This window comes from Streptomyces cadmiisoli (assembly GCF_003261055.1).
Classification (GTDB): domain Bacteria; phylum Actinomycetota; class Actinomycetes; order Streptomycetales; family Streptomycetaceae; genus Streptomyces; species Streptomyces cadmiisoli.
The window spans coordinates 5155456-5176979 of record NZ_CP030073.1 but is presented as its reverse complement, the minus strand read 5'-3'; the positions used below and the strand labels follow the sequence as shown (position 1 = coordinate 5176979).

Genomic DNA, 21524 nt, shown 5'->3' with positions numbered 1-21524 from the left:
CGGGGCAGGCCCTGGGGGTCGTACGGACGAGGCGTCCCTTCCCCGTCCGTACGGATGGCCCGAAGGGGGTACGAGCCGGTGGCCGGCGTCAGTGCGCGATCACCGGCACCGCGATCTCGTTCTCGGCACCCTCACCGGTACCGGAGCCGGCCACCGTGGAGCCGCCCGGCCGCCCGGCGTTGATGAACGTCACGGCGATCACCGCGGCGAGGAGCAGGATGCCCACGGCGAACCAGATCGCGGTGGAGTAGCCCTGCACCAGACCCTCCAGCTGCACCGCCTGCTGCCGTGCCGGCGTGCCGGCCGAACGGATGTGGTCGGTGATGTACGACGTGGTCGCCGAGGCGGCGATCGTGTTCAGCAGGGCCGTGCCGATCGCGCCGCCCACCTGCTGCGAGGTGTTGACCATCGCGGAGGCGACACCGGAGTCCCGCGGCTCGACTCCCTGGGTGGCCAGGGACATGGCCGGCATGAACGCCGTACCCATGCCGAGGCCGAGCAGCAGCATCGCCGGCAGCAGCAGGGCCGCGTAGGACGAGTCGATCTCCAGCTGGGTCAGGAGCCCCATGCCGACGGCGGCGACCAGGAAGCCGGGGCCCATCAGCAGACGCGGCGCGACCCTGGTCATCAGGCGCGTGCCGATCTGGGTCGAGCCCACGATCATGCCGACGATCATCGGCATGAAGGCGAAGCCGGTCCGCACGGGCGTGTAGCCCTTCACGGTCTGGAGGTAGTAGGTGAGGAACAGGAACAGGCCGAACATGCCGATGACCGCGAGGCCCAGCGAGAGGTAGATGCCGCCGCGGTTGCGGTCGGTGATCACCCGCAGGGGCAGCAGCGGGGCCTTCACCCTGGCCTCGACGAACACGAAGGCGGCCAGCAGCACGGCCGAGCCGACGAACATGCCCACTGTCACGGCGTCGCTCCAGCCCTCGGACTCGGCGCGGGTGAAGCCGTAGACGAGGGCGACCAGTCCGAGGGTGGACAGGATCACGCCGGGGATGTCGAGCGACGAGCGGTTCCGGCCGCCCTCCGGCTCACGGATGACGGTCCAGGCACCGACCGCGGCGGCCACCGCGAACGGGATGTTGACGTAGAACGTCCAGCGCCAGTCCAGGTACTCGGTGAGGAATCCGCCGAGGATCAGACCGACCGCGCCGCCGCCGCCGGCGATGGCGCCGTAGATGCCGAACGCCTTCGCGCGCTCCTTGGCGTCGGTGAACATCACCGCGAGCAGCGAGAGCGCGGCGGGGGCGAGGAGCGCGCCGAACACGCCCTGGAGGGCGCGGGCGCCGAACAGCATCGCCTCGTTGCTGGCGGCGCCGCCGAGCGCCGAGGCCGCGGCGAAGCCGACCAGGCCGATCAGGAAGGCGCGCTTGCGCCCCCACAGGTCGGCGACGCGCCCGCCGAACAGCAGCAGGCCACCGAAGGCGAGGGCGTAGGCCGTGACGACCCACTGCCGGTTGCCGTCGGAGATGCCCAGGTCCTGCTGGGCGGAGGGCAGTGCGATGTTCACGATGGTCGCGTCGAGGACGACCATCAGCTGGGCCAGCGCGATGAAGACGAGCGCTTTCCAGCGGGCTGGATCGGGCGCGGGTACGGCGGCGCCGCCGCGTGCGCTTCGGACGGTTTCAGACATGGGGGTACCCACTTCGGGACTTCGGAAGAAAAGAGATTCCGGACTTCGGGCAGGAAAAAGGGACTCGGGATCGCGGGCGGCCCGATCGCTGCTCACGGCATGCGAGCAGGACGGGAACCACTCGGGACACCGAGCAGGACAGGGACCGCTCGGGACTGAGGAAGAGGAATTCGGGACTGGGGTCGGAAAAAGGGATCTGGGGAATCGGAAGGACGGATCAGTGGTCGGGTACGGCGGGATGACCCGCGTCGGTGTCGTTCGCGCTCAGGCCCGGCGCAGATCCTCCAGGGTCACGGGCGTGCCCGGCAGCGGTGAGTGGGCCGGCGCCCGCAGTCCGTCCAGGAACAGCTGGAGATGACGGTGCACGAAGCGGTCGGCACTCAGACACGCGGCCCCCGCCGGGGGCCTGCTGAGCTGGGCGGCGACGAGCATGAGATCGCCGAAGCCCACATCGGAACGGAGCTGCCCGGCCGCCTTGGCCCGGTCCATGATCTCCTGGACGAGCCGCTCGACCCGGGTGCGCACGGCCTCCAGGTCGGGGTGGTGCTCGTCGAAGGTGCCGGCGAACATCGGGCACAGCGCGCTGATCCGCTCGTCGGCGGCGGTGTGCACGAAGCGCTCCAGCGCCTCGAAGGCGTCACCGGTCTCCGCGAGCGCGTCCTCGGCCGCTCGGGCCGTACGGTCCATGACCGAGCAGACGACCTCGCGGACCAGTGCGTCGCGGTCCGGGAAGTTGCGGTACACCGTGGCGTTGCCGACGCCGGCCCGGCGGGCGATCTCGTCGAGCGGCACGTCGGGGCCGAGTTCGACGAACATCTCCCGGGCGGCGGTGACGATCCGTTCCCGGTTGCGCAGAGCGTCGGCGCGCGGCCGGCTCGCTTTACGTCGTTCCGGAGCGACGGTCTGCACGGCGTACTCCTGGGGTCTGTGGGGCGGACGGGCTGAGTGGGCTGACGATCCGGGGAATCACTCCCCGTTTCGCTTGGACGACTGGTTAAACGGGGATTCCGTCCCCGGTTATTTCCCACCACCCGAAAGATTTCCTGTGACCCGCGTCACTTGCCCGTGCGGGCCCGCCGTGACAGGCCCGGAGAGGCCCGCTGACCTGCCATCACTCTCCGAGAACCCACGATCGGTCTCCTCCAGCGCGCGCACCCGCCCCACCCGGCTCAGGGTGAGCAAAAGGGTGCAGCCGGAGACCGGTGGCTGCCTGGAGCGAAAGGTCCATGCATGCAGCCACAGCCGTCCCGCGACCGGATACGCACCCGCCGCACCGCCGCCTTCGTCGCGGTGACCGCGCTGACCCTCGCGGTCAGCACCTCGGCCGGCACGAGCCGCCTCGGATCCGGTTCGGCGACGGCGGGAGCCCGCCCGCTCGGTGTCCCCGCCGGGACCGCGGCCCTCGCCCCCTGCATGATCAGGAGCAAGCTGGACATCCAGATGTCGGAGGGCATACCCACCACCACCGGTTACTCCCGCTCCACGGGCACCGTCCGCGCCCTGACGGTGATGATCGACTTCTCCGACGCACCCGGCCGCGGCGACGCCCAGGACCGGTTCGCCGAGTTCTTCCCGCAGACCCAGGAATGGTTCCGCACCAGCTCCTACGGCCGCCTCGACTACCGGGCCGAGACCCCGATCCGCGACTGGCTGCGCATGCCGAAACCGTTCAAGGCGTACGGCCTGGAGCGCGGCGCCCCCTTCGACCCCGGCTACCGCAAACTGGTCGAGGACCTCGTCGCCACCGCCGACGCCAAGGTCGACTTCCGCCGGTACGACCTGCTGAACGTGCTGGTCACCCCCAACGCCGGCCCCTCGGCGCTCGACACGGTCCTGTCCGTCACCTTCGCCGGCAACGGCGAGGCACCGACCGCGGACGGCGTGCCCGTCGCGAACGCCTCCTTCGTCTACTCCCGCCAGGACGACGGCTCCGGCTCCTACGAGCAGACCGGCTACCGCGTCCTGCCGCACGAGAACGGCCACGTCTTCGGCCTGCCCGACCTGTACACCCAGGAGGGCGGGGGCGCGGTCGGGCACTGGGACATCATGAGCGAGGACTGGGGCGCCAACAACGACCTCCTCGGCTGGCACAAGTGGAAGCTCGGCTGGCTGGACGCCGACCAGATAGGCTGCGCCGCCGCCCACGGCACGACGGAGCACACACTGACCCCCCTGGCCCGCGCCGGCGGCCCGAAGCTCGTCTTCATACCCGTCGACCGCCGTACGGGATACGCCCTCGAACTGCGCACCCGCGCCGGCAACGACGAGACGGTCTGCCGGCCGGGCGTCCTCATCTACCGGGTGGACGCCGACGTCGACACCGGTCAGGGCCCGGTGACGGTGTTCGACTCCCGGCGCGAGAGCGGCGGCTGCACCCGCAGTCCCAACGTCCACGCCGAACTCTCCGACGCCCCCTTCGCCCCCGGCCAGACCTTCGAGGACCGCACGCACGGCATCCGTATCGCCGTCACGGGACAGGACCCGGACGGGAACCACGTGGTGCGGGTGACCCGGCGGTAGCCGTACGGACCGGCGGGGTCCGCCCACCGGGCACGCGATCGGCCGATCCCGCCGATCCGCGGATACCGTAGGCCTGCCGCGATCCCCGTACCGGAGAACAGATGCCCGCCGCCGATCCGACGTTGCAGGAGTCCGCCGCCCCGGCCGTACCAGCCGAGGCGGTGACGCCGTTGATCCGCGGGGTCCACGTCCTGCGGGAGCTGACCGGGGCGGGCGGATCCCTCAGCCTCAGCGCGCTGGAACGCGCCACCGGCCTCGCCCGGTCCACCGTCGACCGGATCACGGCCACCCTCGCCCGGATGGGATACGTCCGGCTCAACGGCCGGGACGCGGTCCTCACCCCGCGCCTGATGGAACTCGGCAACGCCTATCTGGCCGCCCTGCGCCTGCCCGCCCTGCTCGACGCCCGCGCCGACGCGCTCGCGGACGCCCTCGACGAGTCGGTGTCGCTGGCCGTCCGCGACGGCGACGGCATCCGCTTCATCCACCAGGCGACCCGGCGCCGCGCGATGTCGCTGAGCTTCCGCATCGGCGATCTGCTGCCCGCCGAGCGCACCGCGCCGGGCCCGCTGTTCGCCACCGAGTGGACGGCCGAGGACTGGCAGCACTGGCGCACGCGGCGCGCGGCGGACCCCGGGAACCACGGCTTCCCGGCCGTACCGCCGAGACGGCGGCCCGCCGCGGACGAGGAGTTCACCCGGCGGTCGGCGCGGGCCCGGCAGGACGGCTGGGCACTGGACGACCAGTTGATCGAGCCCGGTCTGGTGGCGGTCGCCGCGCCCGTACGGGACCCCCGTACCGGCCGGATCGCCTGTGCGGCGAGCGTCGTCAGCCACACCAGCCGGCACACCGCGGCCGGCCTGCGCGACACCCTGCTGCCGCGCCTGCTGGAGGCGGTGGCGGCGATGGAGGACGACCTGCGCGCGGCGTTCCCGCCGGACCCCGTGCCGGCCCCCTCGGGGCTCGCCACCTGGACGGGCGCGTCGAAGCAGGAACTGGGCCGGGAGTTCGTCGAGTCGCTGGCGCGGGGCCTGACGGTGCTGACGGCCTTCGGCGAGGGCCGAGCGGAGCTCACGCTGTCGGAGGTGGCGAAGGCCACCGGCCTGGCCCGCGCGACCGCCCGGCGGGCACTGATCACGTACGAGCACCTGGGCCTGGTGACCCAGTCACGCGCGGGCGGCTTCCGCCTCACCCCGCAGGTCCTCTCCCTCGGCTACCCGCCCCTGTCCCGCACGTCCCTCCCGCAGATCGCGGCCCCCCATCTGGCCGCGCTCGCCGACCGGGTCCACGAGTCGACGTCCCTGGCGGTGCTGACGGCGGCCGGGGACGAGATCCAGTACACGGCACGGGTGGCGACGAGCCGGGTGATGAGCGTGAACATCACCGTCGGCACCCGCCTGCCCGCCTACGCGACCTCGATGGGCCGCGTCCTGCTGGCGGACCTCCCGCCCGCCGAACGCGCCCTCGGCACCGAACCGCCGCGCGCCCTGACACCCCGCACCGTCACGGACCCGCGGGCCCTGGCCCGCATCCTGGACGAGACCGCGGCACAGGGGTACGCCCTGGTCGACGAGGAGCTGGAGGAGGGACTGCGCTCCATCGCGGTGCCCGTGCGCGACCGCACGGGCCGCGCGGTCGCCGCTCTGAACACCGCGATGCACACCTCCCGCCACAGCCTCCGGGAATGCGTCGACGACATCGTCCCGGCCCTGCGCACCACGGCCGACGCGGTCGAATCGGACCTTCATGTGTCGGGGCGGTTCAGTGCGGTCGGGATGACCTGACGCGGCACCGCGCGGGGCGGAGCCGCCGGGCCGGCCGCCGCCCGCGGGGGCCGTGCCCGGGCGACTGCTACGGCCGCGCCGGGTCGGGACACGAGGCGGTCGACTGCGTCTTCGCCCATCCGTCCCCGAACACATGGACGTTCGTGTGGGCGGCGGAGCGCTGCGCGTCGGAGCCTTGCCCGTCCGGGCCTTGCGCGTCGACGGAAGGAGCCGCGACGGCGCCGCCCGCGGGCAGCCCGGCGGACGCCCCGCCGGCGTGGGCCACCGTGCACGCCAGCTGAAGCATGGCCGGACGGCTGAGGGGAGCGACATCGTCGGGGAGCTTCACGGAGATGCCGCCGCTGCCGGCCGTCACGCCCGGTGCGTCCGTCAGGTGCGGCAGCTCCGTGACGGCCGTCCCGGCCTCGCCGTCCGTCGGTCCGGCGAACAGCAGGCTCACGACCGCCCCGAGGTCCGCGGGATCGCCGATCTTGCGTGGGTAGGGCGTCGGAACACCGTCGCTCAGGAAGTAGAGGGAGACGGCGGACGGCACCGAGGGGGTCGGACCGGGGGCGCGCATGCCGCTCGCCGGTTCGCCGGCCTCGATGACGTCGGACGGCGGGACTCCGCACGCGGCCGGCGTGAGCGCGGCCGCGAGCCCGGCGAGCAGCGCCGTCACCCGCGAGCCCTTCACCGGGCACCCCCGGTGGAGTCGTGGTCGGCGGTCGCGCTGTCGCGGTGCAGGGGCAGTTCGACCGTGAACGCCGCTCCGCCGCCGGGACGGTTGGCGGCGCCGATACGTCCTGAGTGGAGCTGCACGTTCTCCGCCGTGATGGCCAGGCCCAGTCCGCTGCTCTCGCTCCTGGTCCGGGTGGTGCCGGCCTTGTAGAAGCGCTCGAAGATGTGCGGCATGGCGTCCTCGGCGATGCCCGGTCCGTTGTCGGTCACCTCGATGACGGCCCACGCCACGTCCGCCCGCTCCTGTCTCACGCCCAGCGTCAGCCGTACCGGCGGCGCCCCGTGCCGCAGCGCGTTGCCGACCAGATTGGCCACCACCACGTCGAGCCGGCGCGGGTCCACCCGCGTCCGCAGCACGCCCGGCCCGGGCAGCCGGGTCTCCACCCGGCCCTGCCACCCCCGAGCGGCGAGGGTGTACTGCACGAACTCGGCCAGGTCGATCTCGTCCAGGCTGAGTTCGGCCGCGCCCGCGTCGAAGCGGGAGATCTCCATCAGGTCGTTCACCAGCACGCTCAGCCGATTGGTTCCGTCGCTGATGAGCCGCAGTGCCTCTCCGGTGTCCCGGTTCAGGTGCCGCGCGTTCTCGTCCAGCACGTCGGTGACGGCCGACATCGCCGCCAGCGGTGTCCGCAGTTCATGGGAGACGTCCGCGACGAAGCGGCGCGCGCGGGCCTCCAGGCGGCGCAGCTCCGCCACCGACAGCTCCAGGGCCGCCGCCATGTGGTTGAAGGACCGTGAGAGGTCGGCCAGTTCGTCGGAACCGTCGACGACCAGCCGGACGTCGAGATGCCCCTCGGCCATCCGGCGTGTCGCCCGGCGCAGCGCCCGTACCGGACGCAGGACGCCGCTCGCGGCCAGCAGTGCCAGGACGACGGCGAGGACCAGTGCCACCAGGGTGGCGCGCTCGATGGCGCTGACCATCGCCTCGACATAGGCCTGCTCGGTGTTCTGCGGCACCACCAGGTACATCACCACCCCCGAGAGGCTGGACCCGGTGCTCCCGACGCCGCCGTACGTGACCGGCATTCCGACGACGAGGTAGGGACGCCCGCCCGCGTTCACCCGCTGGAACACCGCGGCGCGTTTCGTGTCCACGGACCGGCGCAGCTCCGGGCTGAGCTTGTCGAACTCGGCGCGCGGCGCGTAGGCACGGACGCTCCCGTACGTCGCCAGGACCCGCCATCCCTGTGACTGGTTGGCGCTGAGCACCTGCTGCACCCCGGTCTGCAGGACCTTCCGCGTGTACGCGGGGTCCGGGCCCGGGGAAATGTCGGCGGCCACGGCGTCGACGCTGGCCCGGAACTGTCGTATGACGGAGTCCTGGCTCTGCTGGAGCACGCCGTTCCGGGCCTCCCGGAAGGCGACGGCTCCGGCGCTCAGGGCACTGGCCATGGCCACCAGGACGAAGGCCACCACCAGGCGGGAGCGCAGGCCCCGCACCGGAAGCGGGAGCTTCTCCAGGACCCTCCGGAAGAATTTCTCCGGCCCGGGGCCCTGCTCGACCGTGACGGTCTCGCGCTCACGCGGACTCGTGCGCGGCCGTACGGATCTCCGGCCCCTCATGGGGAACCGAAGCGGTAGCCGAAGCCGCGTACGGTCTGGATGTACCGGGGATCCCCGCCCAGCTCACCGAGCTTGCCGCGCAGTCGCTTCACACAGGCGTCCACGAGCCGTATGTCGCCGTAGTAGCTGTGCTCCCAGACCGCTTCCAGCAACTGCTGGCGGCTGAACACCTGCCCGGGCGAGGCCGACAGGGTCAGCAGCAGCCGGAGCTCGGAGGGGGCGAGCGCGACGGGTTCACCGCGGTGGGTCACCACGAGCCCGGCCCGGTCGATGACCAGCTCGCCGTGCGCCTCCGCCCTCGGCCGGACGGCGTCGGAGACCGACGCGTCCTGCCTGCGCAGCACGGCCCGTATTCGCGCGTCGAGCACCCGGGCCTGGACGGGCTTGACGACGTAGTCGTCCGCGCCGGCCTCCAGCCCGACGACCACGTCGATGTCGTCGCCCTTGGCGGTCACCATGATGATCGGCACCTGGTCGCGGACCCTGATCCGCCGGCACACGTCGAGGCCGGACATACCGGGCAGCATCAGGTCGAGGACGACGACGTCCGGGTGGAAGGGGTGGAGCTGCTCCAACCCCTCTTCACCCGTTCCGGCGGCGAAGACGTCATGCCCCTGATGGCGCAGCCCCAACTGGACGGCCTTACGGACATCCGGGTCGTCTTCGACAATAAGGACTCGTGGCACTGCGACAGTGTAAGCAGATCGCACTCGGCCGCCGACCGGCGAAAGAGCCCTGCTCGGGGGCTGTTACACAAGGGTCACATCGGTGCGCCGCCGGGCGTGCGAGCGGGCCGGAGCGGCCGGATCCGGCGGGCGATCGCCCGTTATCGGTTCGTGATGGTTCGAACTCATGGCGATCATCTGAGATGACCAGCTTGAGTTGCCATGCATTCGGCACGACACCGGGAAAACGCATCGACCACCGGCAGCTCGGGGGCCTCCCACCGCGGTGGCCGTCACCGGCCCTCGCGCCGCCGTCGCCGTCCGCGCCGCCGGGGTGGGCGGTATCTGGTCGGCACGCTGGTGGCCGGGGGCCTGCTCGGCTCCGCCGCGTTCTTCCTGGACGGCGGCCGGAGCGACGCGTCGAGCGGCGCGCCGCACCGGCGGAGCGCGGCACCCGTCACCCCGACGCCCACTCCGACGCGCACACCCACCCCGACGCCGACGCCCACCCCGACCCCGACCCCGACCCCGACACCCACCGAGATCGACGTCCCCGCGACGGGCGCCGGCACGTTCGTCACCGCGCAGGCCGGCGGCGCGAAGGTCGGCGAGGGCCCGCGTCCACTCCGGTACGTGGTGAAGGTCGAGACGGGCCTGGACATCTCGCCGACCCGGGCGGCGAACGAGATCGCCGACATCCTCGCCTCCCCGCGCGGCTGGACCCACGACCCGGAGAACGCCTTCCAGTTGGTGAGCGCGGGACAGCCCCATGACCTCACGGTGACGATCGCGACACCGGGGACGGCGGACGCCCTGTGCTGGGCGGGCATCCAGCAGGACACCGGGGGCGAGTACAACTGCGAGGTCCCCGGCGGGGTGGTGGTCAACCTCAAGCGCTGGGTCGAGGGCTCGCCCACCTTCGACGGTCCGATCCATGAGTACCGGGCGCTGATCATCAACCATGAGATGGGGCACTTCCTGGGCCACACGCACAAGACCTGCGCGGGCCCCGGAGAGCGGGCCCCCGTCATGATGCAGCAGATCAAGGGCCTGCACGGCTGCGTCGCCAACGCCTGGCCCTACGACGAGAACGGTCGCCTCGTCATCGGGCCGCCCGCGCCGTGAACCGGCGGCGACGGGCCCTCACAAGCCTCCCGGCCGTCGCGCGAGCCGGCGCGAACGGGCGGCGACCGCCCGGCGGTTCGCACCGGGACCGGGGCCGCCTGTTACAGCTCGGTCATCATCCGGGCCAGTGGCCATCACCTGCCGACGCCACTCTCGCCTTCGACACCGGCACCCCGTGGTCGTGAAGGCCGTCGGACGCTCACGGTGCCGTGTTCCCGGTGCGCGGACGCCGTCGCCGCGGGCCGAGCCCACCGAGCCGCGCGACTTCGCCCGGCCCGGACGCACCACCCACTCCCTCGATCGAATGGAAGAGCATGTCTGGATCCCGCGCTGTTCGGAACCTTGCCGTCGCGGTGAGTCTGCTGCCGCTGCTGGCGGCCTGCGGCACGGCATCCGACTCGGCGGACGGAGGGACGGCCTCGGCCGGCGGCGGAAAGACCGCCGCCGGGTCGTCCGGGCAGCTCGACGTTCCCGCGGACGCCAGTGCGGACATCAAGGAGGACTACCTCATCCAGAACGCGTTGGCGTCCTGCATGAAGAAGCAGGGGTTCCTCTACACCCCCGTGGTCCCGGTGGATCCCGCGGACTCCTGGACCACGGGCGGGGCGGACTACGAGCTGACCCGGAAGTACCGGCAGAAGTACGGCTTCGGCATCTACGCCGACATCGTCTACCCCGACGATCCCCAGGCACGGGGCGGCGCGGTGTCCCTGGACGACGTGGCGGACACGGCCAACGGGGAGTACGTCGCCTCCCTCAGCGCCGCGCAGAAGGCCGCCTACGACAAGGCGATGGGAGTCCCGGGCCGGGAGGCGAAGGCCACCGGTGTGCTGCCGGCCGGCTGCCACCGGTCGGCCACCGAGGAGGTCTACGGCTCCGCGTCGACCCGGGAGATCGGCGCCCGGACCACGGCGCGGGACAAGGCGAACGGGCAGGCGCTCAACGGTGACCCGAAGCTGGTCGCCCTGGCACAGTCGTACGCCTCGTGCCTGAGGGGGCACGGCATCCCCGTCACGACCACGCAGCCGACCGACATCCACGAGATGGTCAAGCTCCAGGCGCTCAGGGCCGCTCCGCTCGGCGCCGACTCCGGTGATCTGAACGCCGATGGGACCCCCGCGGAAACCATCGGCAAGGACGAGGCTCTGCCGCTGCTCACCCGGGACGTCCGACTGGCGACTCAGGACCTGGAGTGCGGCCGGGAGTTCCGGGCCGCCTACTTCCCGAAGTTCTTCAAGGCCCCGACCAGCGGTGGCGGCGGTGCCGGATGAGGCGCCGCGACCGAATGAGCAGCCGGCCCCGGCAGTTGGGGATCGTCGTCGCCGGGGTGGCGCTGGTGGGATCGGGCGGCTGGTTCGCCGGATCGCAGATGCAGTCCCCGGCGGACGCGGCTGCCGCGCACCGGCCGCCGCAGGCCCAACCGGTCACCGTCGCGGTCGAGCGGCGGCCCCTGACCGCGAGTGTGATCACCCAGGGCTCGGTGGAGTACGCCTCACCGCGGAGGGTCACCCTGGCCGGGCCCGTCGGCCCGCCGGATTCCGGCTCCGGGGATTCCGGGGCCGGCGATGCCGCCGTCCAGCGGGTCACCAAGGCGCCGGTCGCCGGGGCGCGGGTGAAGGAGGGCGACGTGCTGATGCAGGTGAGCGGGCGACCGGTGCTGGTCCTGCGGGGATCCGTTCCGATGTACCGCACGCTGGGTCCCGGCGCGTCCGGGGACGACGTCGAGCAACTGGAACGGGCCCTGGGCCGGCTCGGCTTCGACCCCGGTGGATCCGACGGGACGTACGGGCAGGGGGACGCCGCGGCGGTGAGCCGCTGGTACGGGAGCGAGGGCTTTCGCGCGCAGGAGCCCTCCTTCGCGGACCGGCAGCAGCTCGGGACGCTGGAAGCGGCCGTGACCACCGCGCGTCAGGCCCTCCTCGCGGCACAGAACCCCGGCGGCGCCGAGGAATCGGGCGGCGGTGCGGGTGCGAGTGCTGGTGCGGGTGCCGGTGCCGGTGCCGGTGGGGAAGCGGAAAGGTTGCGGCTCAGGGCGGCGCAGCAGCAGTCGGACACGGCCGACGCCGCGCTCTCCGCCTTCCGGGCCGGCTACGGCACCAAGGTCCCCGCGGGTGAGATCGTCTTCCTGCCGGATCTTCCGGCCCGGTTGGACAAGGTGTCCGTGAAGACCGGTGACACCCCGTCCGGACCGGTCGGCACGGTGACCAGCTCCGAGGTGGTGGTGCAGGCCGTGGTGCCGGGCAGCGACGCCACGTTGCTCCGCGCGGGCATGACGGCGCGGGTGGAGACCCCCGACGGCGAGGAGGTCGAGGGGCGGCTGGTGGCACTCGGCGACGACGTGCCGAAGAACGACGCGGGGGACGACAAGGACGCACCGGTGGCACCGGACGGCGGCAGCGGAGGTGACGCCTCGGCTCCGGTACCGATACGGATCTCCGTCCCGTCGGGGAAGCTGACCGAGAACGCCGACGGGTCGGCGAAGGTGACCATCGAGGTGGGCGCGTCGGACGGTGACGTGCTGACCGTGCCCATCGCCGCGCTCCACACATCGGCCGACGGGCAGGCCACGGTGCGGGTCCGGCGCGGCACCACGGTGGTGCGGGTGTCCGTCGAGGCGGGTCTGTCAGCCGAGGGGCGGGTGGAGGTCACGCCGTCCGGGGACACCCTGAAGGCGGGCGATCCGGTGGTGGTGGGCCGATGACCGGCCTGCCGAGGTCCGGCGCGGCGACGTCCGCGGAGCCGGCGTCCGCCGTGCCGGCCTCCTTCGTACCGGCGTCCGCCGTGCCCGGCGCGGACACCGTCATCCGACTGGTCTCCGTCGACCGGACCTTCGGCTCCGAACCGCCGGTGCACGCCCTGCGGGACGTGAACCTGGCCGTCCGGCGCGGCGAGCACCTGTCGGTCGTCGGGCCGTCCGGTTCCGGCAAGTCGACGCTGCTCAACACCCTGGGACTGCTGGACAGCCCCACCTCGGGTTCGTACTGGCTCGACGGGGTGGAGACCAACACGCTCGGCGACCTGGAGCGCACCTCGCTGCGCGGCAGCCGGATCGGTTTCGTCTTCCAGTCCTTCCATCTGCTGCCGTACCGGACGGTGGACGAGAACGTCATGCTGGCCGAGGCGTACCGGCGGCCGCGCCCCGGGCGCGGTCGCGCCGGCCGCCGCGCGCGAGCCGAGGAGGCGCTGGACCGGGTGGGCCTGGCGCACCGGATCGGATTCCGGCCGGACCGGCTCTCCGGTGGTGAGCGGCAGCGTGCGGCGATCGCCCGGGCACTGATGAGCGAGCCCGCGCTGCTGCTCTGCGACGAGCCCACCGGCAACCTCGACAGCGAGAACACCGAGTCGGTGCTGGACCTGTTCGACCGGCTGAGCCGGCAGGGCATGACCCTGGTCGTGATCACCCACGAGGAGGCGGTCAGCGTCCGCGCCGACAGACGGGTGAGGATCAGCGACGGACGCCTCACCGAGGAGACCCGATGAGGACCCGCACACACGCCCCGAAGCCGGTGGCCGGGACGGCTCCGGCAGACCCGACGGACCCGCCGGTCGCCCACCGGAACCCCGGCGGCGGACGGCACCACGCCGCTCGCCGGGGGCGGGTACGGCGCCGTGGCGGCACCAGGGGCACGGATCGCCCCTGGATGGACGTCAGGGATCTCTGGACCGAGGCGCTGGCAGGGGTGCTCGCCCGTCCGGTGCGCTCCGCCCTGACCACCCTCGGCACGGTTCTGGGCATCACCACCCTGGTGATCACCATCGGCGTCTCGGCCACGGCGGGCAACCAGATCGTCGGCCGCTTCGACGCCCTCACCGCCACCTCGGTCACCGTGGTGGTACCCCCGCCGCCCCGGTCGGCCGACCCTGTCCCGCTCGTGGACTGGTCGGGCGTCGACGCGGTACGGCGGCTGGCCGGGGTCGACTCGGCGGCCGCGATCGCCGACTCCCAGCAGACCGCGAGCGTCCAGGTGCGCGCGAACGACGTGGTCGCTCCCGGGGACGTCACCGGCCGGACCATGGCGGTCCTCGCCGCGTCCCCCACGCTGCCCGCCGCGGTACGCGGCCGGATGACCGCCGGGCGCTTCTTCGACGAGGGGGACATCACCCGGCACGAACGCGTGGCGGTACTCGGCGACCAGGCCGCCCGCCTCCTCGGCATCAACTCCGTACAGAACTCCCCCGCGGTCTTCCTGAGGGGCCAGTCCTACACGGTGATCGGGATTCTCGGCGGAGCCGAACGGGAACAGCAGATCTCCACCGCCGTGATCCTGCCGCCGACGACGGCCACGGACCAACTGGGCCTCGGAGCGGTGACCCGGGTACTGATCAACACCGCGCTCGGCGCGGCGCAGCAGGTCGCCCGCCAGGCGCCGATCGCGCTGGCCCCCGGAGCCGAGGACGCCCTCACCGTCACGGCCCCGCCCGACCTGACCAAGGCCCGCAAGGGAGTGCAGGGCGACGTCAACGGCCTGTTCCTGGTGCTCGGGCTGGTCTCCCTCGTGGTCGGGGCCATCGGCATCGCCAACGTGACGCTGGTGACGGTCATGGAGCGGATCGGCGAGATCGGACTGCGCCGCGCCCTCGGCGCCTCGCGGCGACAGGTCGCCGGCCAGTTCCTGGTGGAGTCGACGACCATCGGACTGCTCGGCGGCGTCGTCGGCGCCGTCCTGGGCATGGTCGTCGTGGTCGCCGTCTCCGCCGTCAAGGACTGGACCCCGGTCCTTGACGTCCGCCTCGCCCTGGGAGCCCCCGTCGCCGGAGCCCTCGTCGGCCTCCTGGCCGGCCTCTACCCGTCCCTGCGAGCCGCCCACATGGAGCCGGTGGACGCGCTGCGCTCCTGAAGACCTTCATCAAGGCGGCCCATGGCCGCCCCTCGGCGTGCTGCCGCAACCGCTAGACTGTGCGCGGTGCACCACTCCGGTGGGGCGCCCTGTGGATGTCTGGGGACCACAGGGGTCGAGATCCGTCCGATGTGGGCGGATTTCCAACACCTTCACCCAAACATCCCCGCCTTCGTAGCTCAGGGGATAGAGCACCGCTCTCCTAAAGCGGGTGTCGCAGGTTCGAATCCTGCCGGGGGCACGGACAAAAGGGCCAGTTCAGGAGAGGTTTTCTTCCGGGCTGGCCCTTCGTTGTCGGCTGCCGTCGGCGGGGTTCGGGCCCCGATCGCGCCGGATACGGAGGTCAGCCACGGCCGGCGAAAGGGATCGGCGGTCGAGTTTCGGCCCGCGAGATCTCGAAAGCCCAGGTCAGTGGCATGACGTGGTTGTCGCCGACGAGATCTGTGCCGACGGCCACAGCGAACAGGACACACCTGGGCTCATAATGAGGCCAATGACAAAGCCTGCTGCACCGAAGCGTCATTTGCCTACCAGCCCCTTCAAGGCCCCGGTCACACCGGCACCCAAGCACTTCGCCGTGGGCGACCAGGTCACTCACGATGTGTACGGACTCGGCCGGGTGACCGGCATCGAGGACGGAATCGCGGCGCTCGTGGATTTCGGCGCGACGCGTATGCGGATCCTGAGCCCGTACGCCAAGATGACCAAGCTGTAGGACCGCTGTGCCCGGTCACGGCACGCCAGGCCCCTTCGGGGACCTGTAACGAAAGGCAGACCTCTCATCGAACTGACGTCGCTGTTCTCCGCCCTGGAAGGGCGACCCCGCCGCTCCACTCCGGCATCGCCGCCTCCGGCGACGAACCCCTTCCAGGCCCCGGACTTCGGAGAAGACGAGATCTTCCTGGCCGAAGAAGCAGAAGAGCCCACCCCGGGCACGCGTACGACGCGGTCCAAGGCTGCCTGATCAACCGGCCGCCCAGCGGCGGGCCGGACACGTAGAGGGGCCCCGGGGATTCCCGGGTCCGGCGGTCACACCCCGGACCCCGGTACCCCCCACACCCGGCCGCCCTCTCACCCGCCCGCCTTCGCGATGATCCGGTTCATCTCCTCCTTGCCGAAAGCGCGCAGGGTCGTGGTGCGGACATTGCCCACGCCGCCGAGTTGCAGAAGGACCGCGGTGGCGGTCTCTTCGTCGGGGGCCTCGACGACGGCCACGAGGTCGTACGGACCGACGGTCCAGTAGATGTCGACGACCTCCGCCCCGAGCTTGTGGGCCGCGGCGGCGAAGCTGTCGGCGCGCGCCGCCGTGTCCTTGTAGTTGCGGACGCCCTGATCGGTCCAGTTCAGCAGCGCGACATAGGTCGCCATGGTCTTCTCACCTTCGGCAGACGGGCACGATCTCGAGGTAAATCCTGGGCACGGACTCCGCCGGGCGCATGCCGTTCGCATCCGAACGAGGGTCGCGCCCGGTCCCGGACGCCTCCGAACGGGGGTCGCCTCCGCGCGTCGCCCGGGCCGCCCGACCCCGCGCCGGGCGCCGGCCGGCATGACGTATCCTCACGCCACCTGCCGTGCCTGCGACCAGGGGGGATCCCACCGGGATCTGTGGTCGGGGCCGGCCCGACCATTTGGGGATTCATGCGTTCAGCGACCTTGGGTGCCGTCACGACCGGTGCCCTCGCCCTGTGCGGCTCCTTGCTCGCCGTACCCTCCGCACACGCGGCGGAGACCGGTGTAGAGATCAAGAAAGTGTCCGTGAACGGCGGCAAGTCCATCGTCTTCGGCACCTCCCGGACGGAGTCGTTCACCATCTCGGTGACCGCCTCCGACGACTCGGGGATCAAGAACGGCGGCTTCCTCCAGATCGAGCGGGAGAAGGGGGACGAGTACTGGACGTACCACGGCGCCCCCAGCTGCACCGCCAGCAACTCCACCACGTCCACCTGCAAGCTCCACGTCGAGCTCGAACGGGACATCGACCTGCCGCGCAACGCTCTCGCGGGGCCCTGGGACGTCTACGTCCAGCTGGAGTCGAAGGACGGCGACTACTACGGGGACGTCTACGGCACCCACCCCGTGAAGCGGCGCTCCACGCTGAGCGTCAACGCCTCGCCCGAGCCGGTCGTGAAGGGCAGGACCATCACGGTCACCGGCAAGCTGGCCCGGGCGAACTGGGACAAGTACGTCTACGCCGGCTACACCTCGCAGTCCGTACGGCTTCAGTTCCGCGCCAAGAACAGCAGCGCCTACACCACGGTCAAGACCGTGACGAGCGACGCGAAGGGCAACCTGAGGGCCGACGTGAAGGCCGCCGCCGACGGTTACTGGCGCTGGAGCTTCGCCGGCACCAGCACGACCGCGGCGCTGAAGGCCAAGGGCGACTTCGTCGACGTGCGCTGACACCGGCGGGCGGCATCCGGCGGAAGCGTCGCCGTACGGGCCGGCCCGGGAGGTCTCCCCTCCCGGGCCGGCCCTTCGCCGTGTCAGATGCCCCTGCCCGGCGGTGGATCGGGGTTCCGACGAGTGAATCCCGCCGGAAGGCGCATGGCCGTCGAGGACGGGCGGGAAGGGCATTCGGGACACCGGACGAACGCTGGGCAGGGAGCACCCCCATGGCGAAGTTCCTCATCCAGGCCACCTACACGCCCGAGGGCACCAAAGGGCTGCTCGGGGAGGGGGCGAGTGGCCGCCGGGCCGCCGTCGAGCAGGTCGTCGGGGACCTCGGCGGAACGGTCGAGGCGATGTACTTCGCTTTCGGGGCCGACGACATCGTGATCATCCTCGACTTCCCCGACGCGGTCTCCATGGCCGCCGTGTCTCTCGGCGTCAAGGCCAGCGGCGCCCTGAACACGCGGGCCACCCCGCTGCTGACCGTCGACGAGATCGACGAGGCCGCGCGCCGGCAGGTCGCGTTCCGCGCCCCCGGCGCCTAGACCGCGGGGCCGGGAGGGGGACTCGTGGGCGGGCGCTCGGTCAGGTTTCTGACGGATCATCGTCACTGAGGATCGTCACTGAAGAGGGGGCTCGGGACCATGGGCGGAAGCGTCACGGCGGTCAGCAGCAACGGGGAGTACTCGTTCACCAAGCCGAACCGGGAGAGCATCACGCTGCTCGCCGGGCTGGGCGTGGAGGGGGATGTGCACGCCGGGGTGACGGTCAAGCACCGGTCGCGCGTCGCGCAGGATCCCACCCAGCCGAATCTGCGGCAGGTCCATCTCATCCACGAGGAGTTGTTCGCCGAGGTGGGTGACGCGGGGTTCGAGGTGGGGCCGGGTCGTCTCGGCGAGAACATCACCACGCGCGACATCGATCTGCTCGGCCTGCCCGTCGGCGCGTTGCTGCGCATCGGGGACGACGCGGTGGTGGAGGTGACCGGTCTGCGCAACCCGTGCGTGCAGATCGACGCGTTCCAGCACGGTCTGCTGAAGGAGGTCGTCGGCCGCGACGAGGCGGGCGGGCTGGTGCGCAGGGCCGGGATCATGAGCGTGGTGAGGACGGGCGGTGTGGTGCGACCGGGCGACACGATCGAGGTCGAGCTACCGGCCGGCCCGCACCGGCCACTGGACCGCGTCTGACCGCCACCGGACCACGTCCGACGGACACCGGCCCGGCAGGCGTCCGACCGACCGCCGGACCGGATCCGACCAGCCGCCGGACCGGCCGTCGCGTCCCACCGACCGCCGCATCGCGTCCGACCGGTCACCGGCCCGCGTCCGACCGGCCGTCGCGTGGGTCAGAGGCCGCGCGGCCAGTCGTCCGGTGCCGCCGCCGGAGGCTCTCCCACGCTGAGGCGGCGGTAGGCGATCCGGGCATGGATCAGGCGGGCCAGCGCCGTGCCGAAGAGGGTCGCCGCGCACAGGCAGCCGAGCCAGAGGGTGTCGCGGTGGCCGGCCCACGTGAGGGTGCCCACGGGCGGAATGGCGAAGCCGTTGAGGAACAGCCAGCACAGTACGGCCGTACCCGGGGCCGCGGTGAAGCGGGAGCACAGGCCCAGCCCTCCGGCCAGTACGGACAGCGCGGCCAGGGCGAGCCCGGGGCGGTCCGTGCCCACCAGCGCGCTGTGCAGGGCGACCAGGGTCATCGCCCCGCCGAATGCCGTGGCCCACACCAGTGGAGTGGCGACGGGCGCGGGCACGGGCCGGGCGCCGGCCCTGAGGGACACCCACTCGATCATGCTCCCTGCCTCCCTCCGGTCCTCCCCCTGCCCGAGGGGCGCCGGCCACCACGGCGGCGTGGACCCTGGGCATGGATTGTCCCACTGGGTGGACCCCCTCCGAACAGGCGGCCGCCGGACGGATTTCAGCGGCGGGGCGGGCGGCGGCGGGCCCGCGCCCGGTGCGGATCGAACAGCTGCGCGGCGATACCGGCCAGGACCAGGCCGGTGGCTATGAGCAGGCCGTCGGGCAGGAACACACCGGTGATCAGTACGGCCACGGCGACCGCCAGCGCCCACCAGGCGCCCGTGCGGCGGTACTCACGGGGCCGGGAGGGGCGTCCGGCACGCATCGCCCGGGCGAACCGGGGATCGTCGCGCTCGAACCCTGCTTCCAGTGCGACCAAGCGCTCGTCGTCGGGCTGGGACATGCCGTCTCCTTTCCGGAACACGTTCTGCCCTGTACTCGGGGCCGATGAGGAGTGCGGTGGGTGCGGCGGAGGCGGTGCGAACGGGTGGGGACGGTGGGGACGGTGGGGCGGGAGATGCCGTGGCGGGCGGCACCGAGGCCGTGCACGGCCCGCCCACCGGTCAGCCGGTACCACGTCGTCCATGCCAAGACACCCCCGTCCGGAGGTTCCGACCGGATTCCAGCCTGTCGCGCTCCGCTGCCCCCCGGCCATCAGGCCCACGCTGCATTCCTGCCCGCACCAGACCCCCACGAACGCCGTCGCGCCGAGTCTGCACGAGTTGCACATGGGTGCCGCCACGGATGGCAGCCGGTCCCGGCAGCGGCCACGCTGAATCCTGGAGGCCCGTCGCGGTGCGCAGGCGCCCGCCGCTGCCCGGCGGGGCCGTGACGAAGCGTGCCGAAGAGGCCCGGGTCGAGGATCGAGGAGGCGACGCGCGGTGCCGTTGTTCTGGCGGATATTCCTGCTGAACGCCGTCGTGCTGGTCACGGCCGCCGCACTGCTGCTGGGCCCGGTCACCGTCTCCACCCCCGTGCTGCTCACCGAGGCCGCGGTCCTCACCGGCGGTCTGGCCGCCATGCTCATCGCCAACGCCCTGCTGCTCCGCGTGGGCCTGGCCCCGCTCCAGCGCCTCACCCGCGCGATGACCACGACCGACCTGCTCCGCCCCGGCCGGCGCCTCGCGGTCGACAGCCAGGGGGAGATCGCCGAGCTGATCGCGACGTTCAACGCCATGCTCGACCGGCTGGAGCACGAACGGGCCACCAGCAGTGCCCGCGCCCTGTCCGCGCAGGAGGCCGAACGCCGCCGCATCGCGCAGGAACTCCACGACGAGGTGGGCCAGACCCTGACGGCCGTCCTGCTCGAACTCAAGCGGGTCGCCGACCACGCGCCGCCCGAGATGCGCGGCGAACTGCATCAGGTCCAGGAGACCACCCGGGTCAGCCTGGACGAGATCCGTCGCATCGCACGCCGGCTGCGCCCCGGCGTCCTGGACGAACTCGGGCTGGCGAAGGCGCTCAGGGCCCTCACCACGGAGTTCACCAGTCCCGGCCTGTCCGTGCAGCACCGGCTCGACGCGGAACTGCCGCCGCTCGGCCACGACGCCGAACTCGTCCTCTACCGCGTCGCCCAGGAAGGGCTCACCAACACGGTCCGCCACTCACGCGCCCGGCACGCCGAACTCGCCCTCAGGCGCACCCCGGCCGGGGTGGGGCTGCTCATCCGCGACGACGGCCGGGGCATCGGCGACGCACCCGAAGGAGCCGGCATCCGCGGTATGCGCGAGCGTGCCCTGCTCATCGGCGCCGACCTCACGCTGGGCCCCGGCCCGCGCGGCGGCACCGAGATCTCCCTCGACGTCCCTGTCCCCGACCGGAACGGCTGACATGCGAGAACCGCAGCCCACCCGCATCCTGCTCGCCGACGACCACGCCCTCGTACGGCGCGGTGTCCGCCTCATCCTCGACGGCGAGCCCGACCTCACCGTGGTCGCCGAGGCCGACGACGGCGCCGAGGCGGTGGCGCAGGCCCGCGAACTCCGCCCCGACCTGGCGATCCTCGACATCGCGATGCCCCGGCTGACCGGGCTCCAGGCGGCCCGCGAACTCTCCCGCACCCTGCCGGACCTGCGCATCCTGATCCTGACGATGTACGACAACGAGCAGTACTTCTTCGAGGCCCTGAGCGCCGGCGCCTCCGGCTACGTGCTGAAGTCCGTCGCCGACCGCGACCTCGTGGAGGCGTGCCGCGCCACGATGCGCGGTGAGCCGTTCCTGTACCCCGGCGCGGTCAACGCCCTGATCCGCAACTACCTGGACCGCATGCGGGAGGGCCGCGCGCTGCCCGCCCGGGCGATCACCGACCGCGAGGAGGAGATCCTCAAGCTCGTCGCGGAGGGGCACACCTCGCAGGACATCGCCGACATGCTGGTGATCAGCCCGAAGACGGTGGAGCGCCATCGGGCGAACCTGCTGCAGAAACTCGGCCTGAAGGACCGTCTGGAACTGACCCGTTACGCCATCCGCGTCGGCCTGATCGAGCCCTGACG

At 72.2% G+C, this 21524-nt stretch carries 21 protein-coding genes and 1 tRNA gene; 14 read left to right on the top strand and 8 right to left on the bottom strand.

Features of this window, described 5'->3' with window-relative positions; all coding sequences use genetic code 11:
- Positions 1-88: 88 nt before the first annotated feature.
- Together DN051_RS22545 and DN051_RS22540 are read right to left on the bottom strand one after the other, a co-directional pair.
- A complete protein-coding gene (locus DN051_RS22545) occupies positions 89-1639 on the bottom strand; it encodes an MFS transporter (protein ID WP_053760953.1) in 1551 nt (516 codons plus the stop codon).
- Between the two features lie 264 nt (positions 1640-1903).
- Positions 1904-2548, bottom strand: a complete 645-nt coding sequence (locus tag DN051_RS22540) for a TetR/AcrR family transcriptional regulator (RefSeq protein ID WP_053760952.1) — start codon at positions 2546-2548, stop codon at positions 1904-1906.
- 321 nt (positions 2549-2869) lie between these two features.
- On the opposite strand from DN051_RS22540, the gene DN051_RS22535 reads away from it, so the two are divergent.
- Both DN051_RS22535 and DN051_RS22530 read left to right on the top strand, forming a co-directional pair.
- A complete protein-coding gene (locus DN051_RS22535; RefSeq protein WP_053760951.1) occupies positions 2870-4159 on the top strand; it encodes a M6 family metalloprotease domain-containing protein in 1290 nt (429 codons plus the stop codon).
- 101 nt (positions 4160-4260) lie between these two features.
- The gene (locus tag DN051_RS22530; protein WP_112439382.1) at positions 4261-5943 is read left to right on the top strand and encodes an IclR family transcriptional regulator domain-containing protein; all 1683 of its coding nucleotides are present in this window, start codon (positions 4261-4263) and stop codon (positions 5941-5943) included.
- 67 nt (positions 5944-6010) lie between these two features.
- Here the strand turns inward: DN051_RS22530 and DN051_RS22525 are convergent, their stop codons facing one another.
- From DN051_RS22525 to DN051_RS22515, 3 genes are read right to left on the bottom strand one after another with little or no spacing between them, the layout of a single operon-like run.
- Complete coding sequence (locus DN051_RS22525; RefSeq protein WP_112439381.1) at positions 6011-6616, bottom strand: hypothetical protein; 606 nt, start codon at positions 6614-6616, stop codon at positions 6011-6013.
- Entirely contained in the window at positions 6613-8223 is a 1611-nt protein-coding gene (locus DN051_RS22520; protein ID WP_079001315.1) for a sensor histidine kinase, read from the bottom strand. Before DN051_RS22520 ends, DN051_RS22525 begins: the two co-directional genes overlap by 4 nt.
- Positions 8220-8909: a response regulator transcription factor gene (locus DN051_RS22515; RefSeq protein ID WP_053760948.1), complete on the bottom strand. Its 690-nt coding sequence runs from the start codon at positions 8907-8909 to the stop codon at positions 8220-8222. Before DN051_RS22515 ends, DN051_RS22520 begins: the two co-directional genes overlap by 4 nt.
- Before the next feature lie 201 nt (positions 8910-9110).
- Between DN051_RS22515 and DN051_RS22510 the strand changes: the two genes are divergently transcribed.
- The 7 genes from DN051_RS22510 (at position 9111) to DN051_RS22475 (ending at position 15566) form a co-directional block, all read left to right on the top strand.
- Positions 9111-10013 carry a DUF3152 domain-containing protein gene (locus DN051_RS22510; protein ID WP_112439380.1) on the top strand — a complete coding sequence of 301 codons (903 nt, stop codon included), beginning with the start codon at positions 9111-9113 and terminating at the stop codon, positions 10011-10013.
- 314 nt (positions 10014-10327) lie between these two features.
- On the top strand, positions 10328-11284 hold the full coding sequence (locus DN051_RS22505; RefSeq protein WP_162624978.1) for a hypothetical protein: 957 nt from the start codon (positions 10328-10330) through the stop codon (positions 11282-11284).
- A gap of 14 nt (positions 11285-11298) precedes the next feature.
- Positions 11299-12714, top strand: a complete 1416-nt coding sequence (locus DN051_RS45145) for a peptidoglycan-binding protein (RefSeq protein ID WP_162624977.1) — start codon at positions 11299-11301, stop codon at positions 12712-12714.
- Positions 12711-13493 (top strand): ABC transporter ATP-binding protein, encoded by a 783-nt coding sequence (locus DN051_RS22490; RefSeq protein ID WP_079001307.1) that lies wholly within the window; start codon positions 12711-12713, stop codon positions 13491-13493. The genes DN051_RS45145 and DN051_RS22490 overlap by 4 nt, the downstream gene beginning before the upstream one ends.
- Positions 13490-14851, top strand: a complete 1362-nt coding sequence (locus DN051_RS22485; protein ID WP_246040651.1) for an ABC transporter permease — start codon at positions 13490-13492, stop codon at positions 14849-14851. Before DN051_RS22490 ends, DN051_RS22485 begins: the two co-directional genes overlap by 4 nt.
- Positions 14852-15019: 168 nt before the next feature.
- Positions 15020-15092, top strand: a tRNA-Arg gene (locus tag DN051_RS22480).
- Between the two features lie 252 nt (positions 15093-15344).
- Positions 15345-15566, top strand: coding sequence for a hypothetical protein (locus tag DN051_RS22475; protein ID WP_053760943.1), 222 nt, complete (start codon positions 15345-15347; stop codon positions 15564-15566).
- 356 nt (positions 15567-15922) lie between these two features.
- Here the strand turns inward: DN051_RS22475 and DN051_RS22465 are convergent, their stop codons facing one another.
- Complete coding sequence (locus tag DN051_RS22465; RefSeq protein ID WP_053760942.1) at positions 15923-16219, bottom strand: GYD domain-containing protein; 297 nt, start codon at positions 16217-16219, stop codon at positions 15923-15925.
- A gap of 270 nt (positions 16220-16489) precedes the next feature.
- On the opposite strand from DN051_RS22465, the gene DN051_RS22460 reads away from it, so the two are divergent.
- The 3 genes from DN051_RS22460 (at position 16490) to DN051_RS22450 (ending at position 18426) form a co-directional block, all read left to right on the top strand.
- Positions 16490-17251, top strand: a complete 762-nt coding sequence (locus DN051_RS22460; protein ID WP_112439377.1) for a hypothetical protein — start codon at positions 16490-16492, stop codon at positions 17249-17251.
- A gap of 212 nt (positions 17252-17463) precedes the next feature.
- Entirely contained in the window at positions 17464-17784 is a 321-nt protein-coding gene (locus DN051_RS22455; RefSeq protein WP_053760940.1) for a GYD domain-containing protein, read from the top strand.
- A gap of 99 nt (positions 17785-17883) precedes the next feature.
- On the top strand, positions 17884-18426 hold the full coding sequence (locus tag DN051_RS22450) for an MOSC domain-containing protein (protein WP_112439376.1): 543 nt from the start codon (positions 17884-17886) through the stop codon (positions 18424-18426).
- A 158-nt stretch (positions 18427-18584) separates the two neighbouring features.
- Here DN051_RS22450 and DN051_RS22445 read toward each other — a convergent pair whose 3' ends face one another.
- Together DN051_RS22445 and DN051_RS22440 are read right to left on the bottom strand one after the other, a co-directional pair.
- Entirely contained in the window at positions 18585-19025 is a 441-nt protein-coding gene (locus DN051_RS22445) for a hypothetical protein (protein ID WP_053760938.1), read from the bottom strand.
- Positions 19026-19150: 125 nt separating this feature from the next.
- A complete protein-coding gene (locus DN051_RS22440; RefSeq protein WP_053760937.1) occupies positions 19151-19435 on the bottom strand; it encodes a DUF3040 domain-containing protein in 285 nt (94 codons plus the stop codon).
- Positions 19436-19913: 478 nt separating this feature from the next.
- On the opposite strand from DN051_RS22440, the gene DN051_RS22435 reads away from it, so the two are divergent.
- Positions 19914-20861, top strand: a complete 948-nt coding sequence (locus DN051_RS22435) for a HAMP domain-containing sensor histidine kinase (RefSeq protein WP_053760936.1) — start codon at positions 19914-19916, stop codon at positions 20859-20861.
- A gap of 1 nt (position 20862) precedes the next feature.
- The gene (locus DN051_RS22430; RefSeq protein ID WP_053760935.1) at positions 20863-21522 is read left to right on the top strand and encodes a response regulator; all 660 of its coding nucleotides are present in this window, start codon (positions 20863-20865) and stop codon (positions 21520-21522) included.
- Positions 21523-21524: the final 2 nt, after the last annotated feature.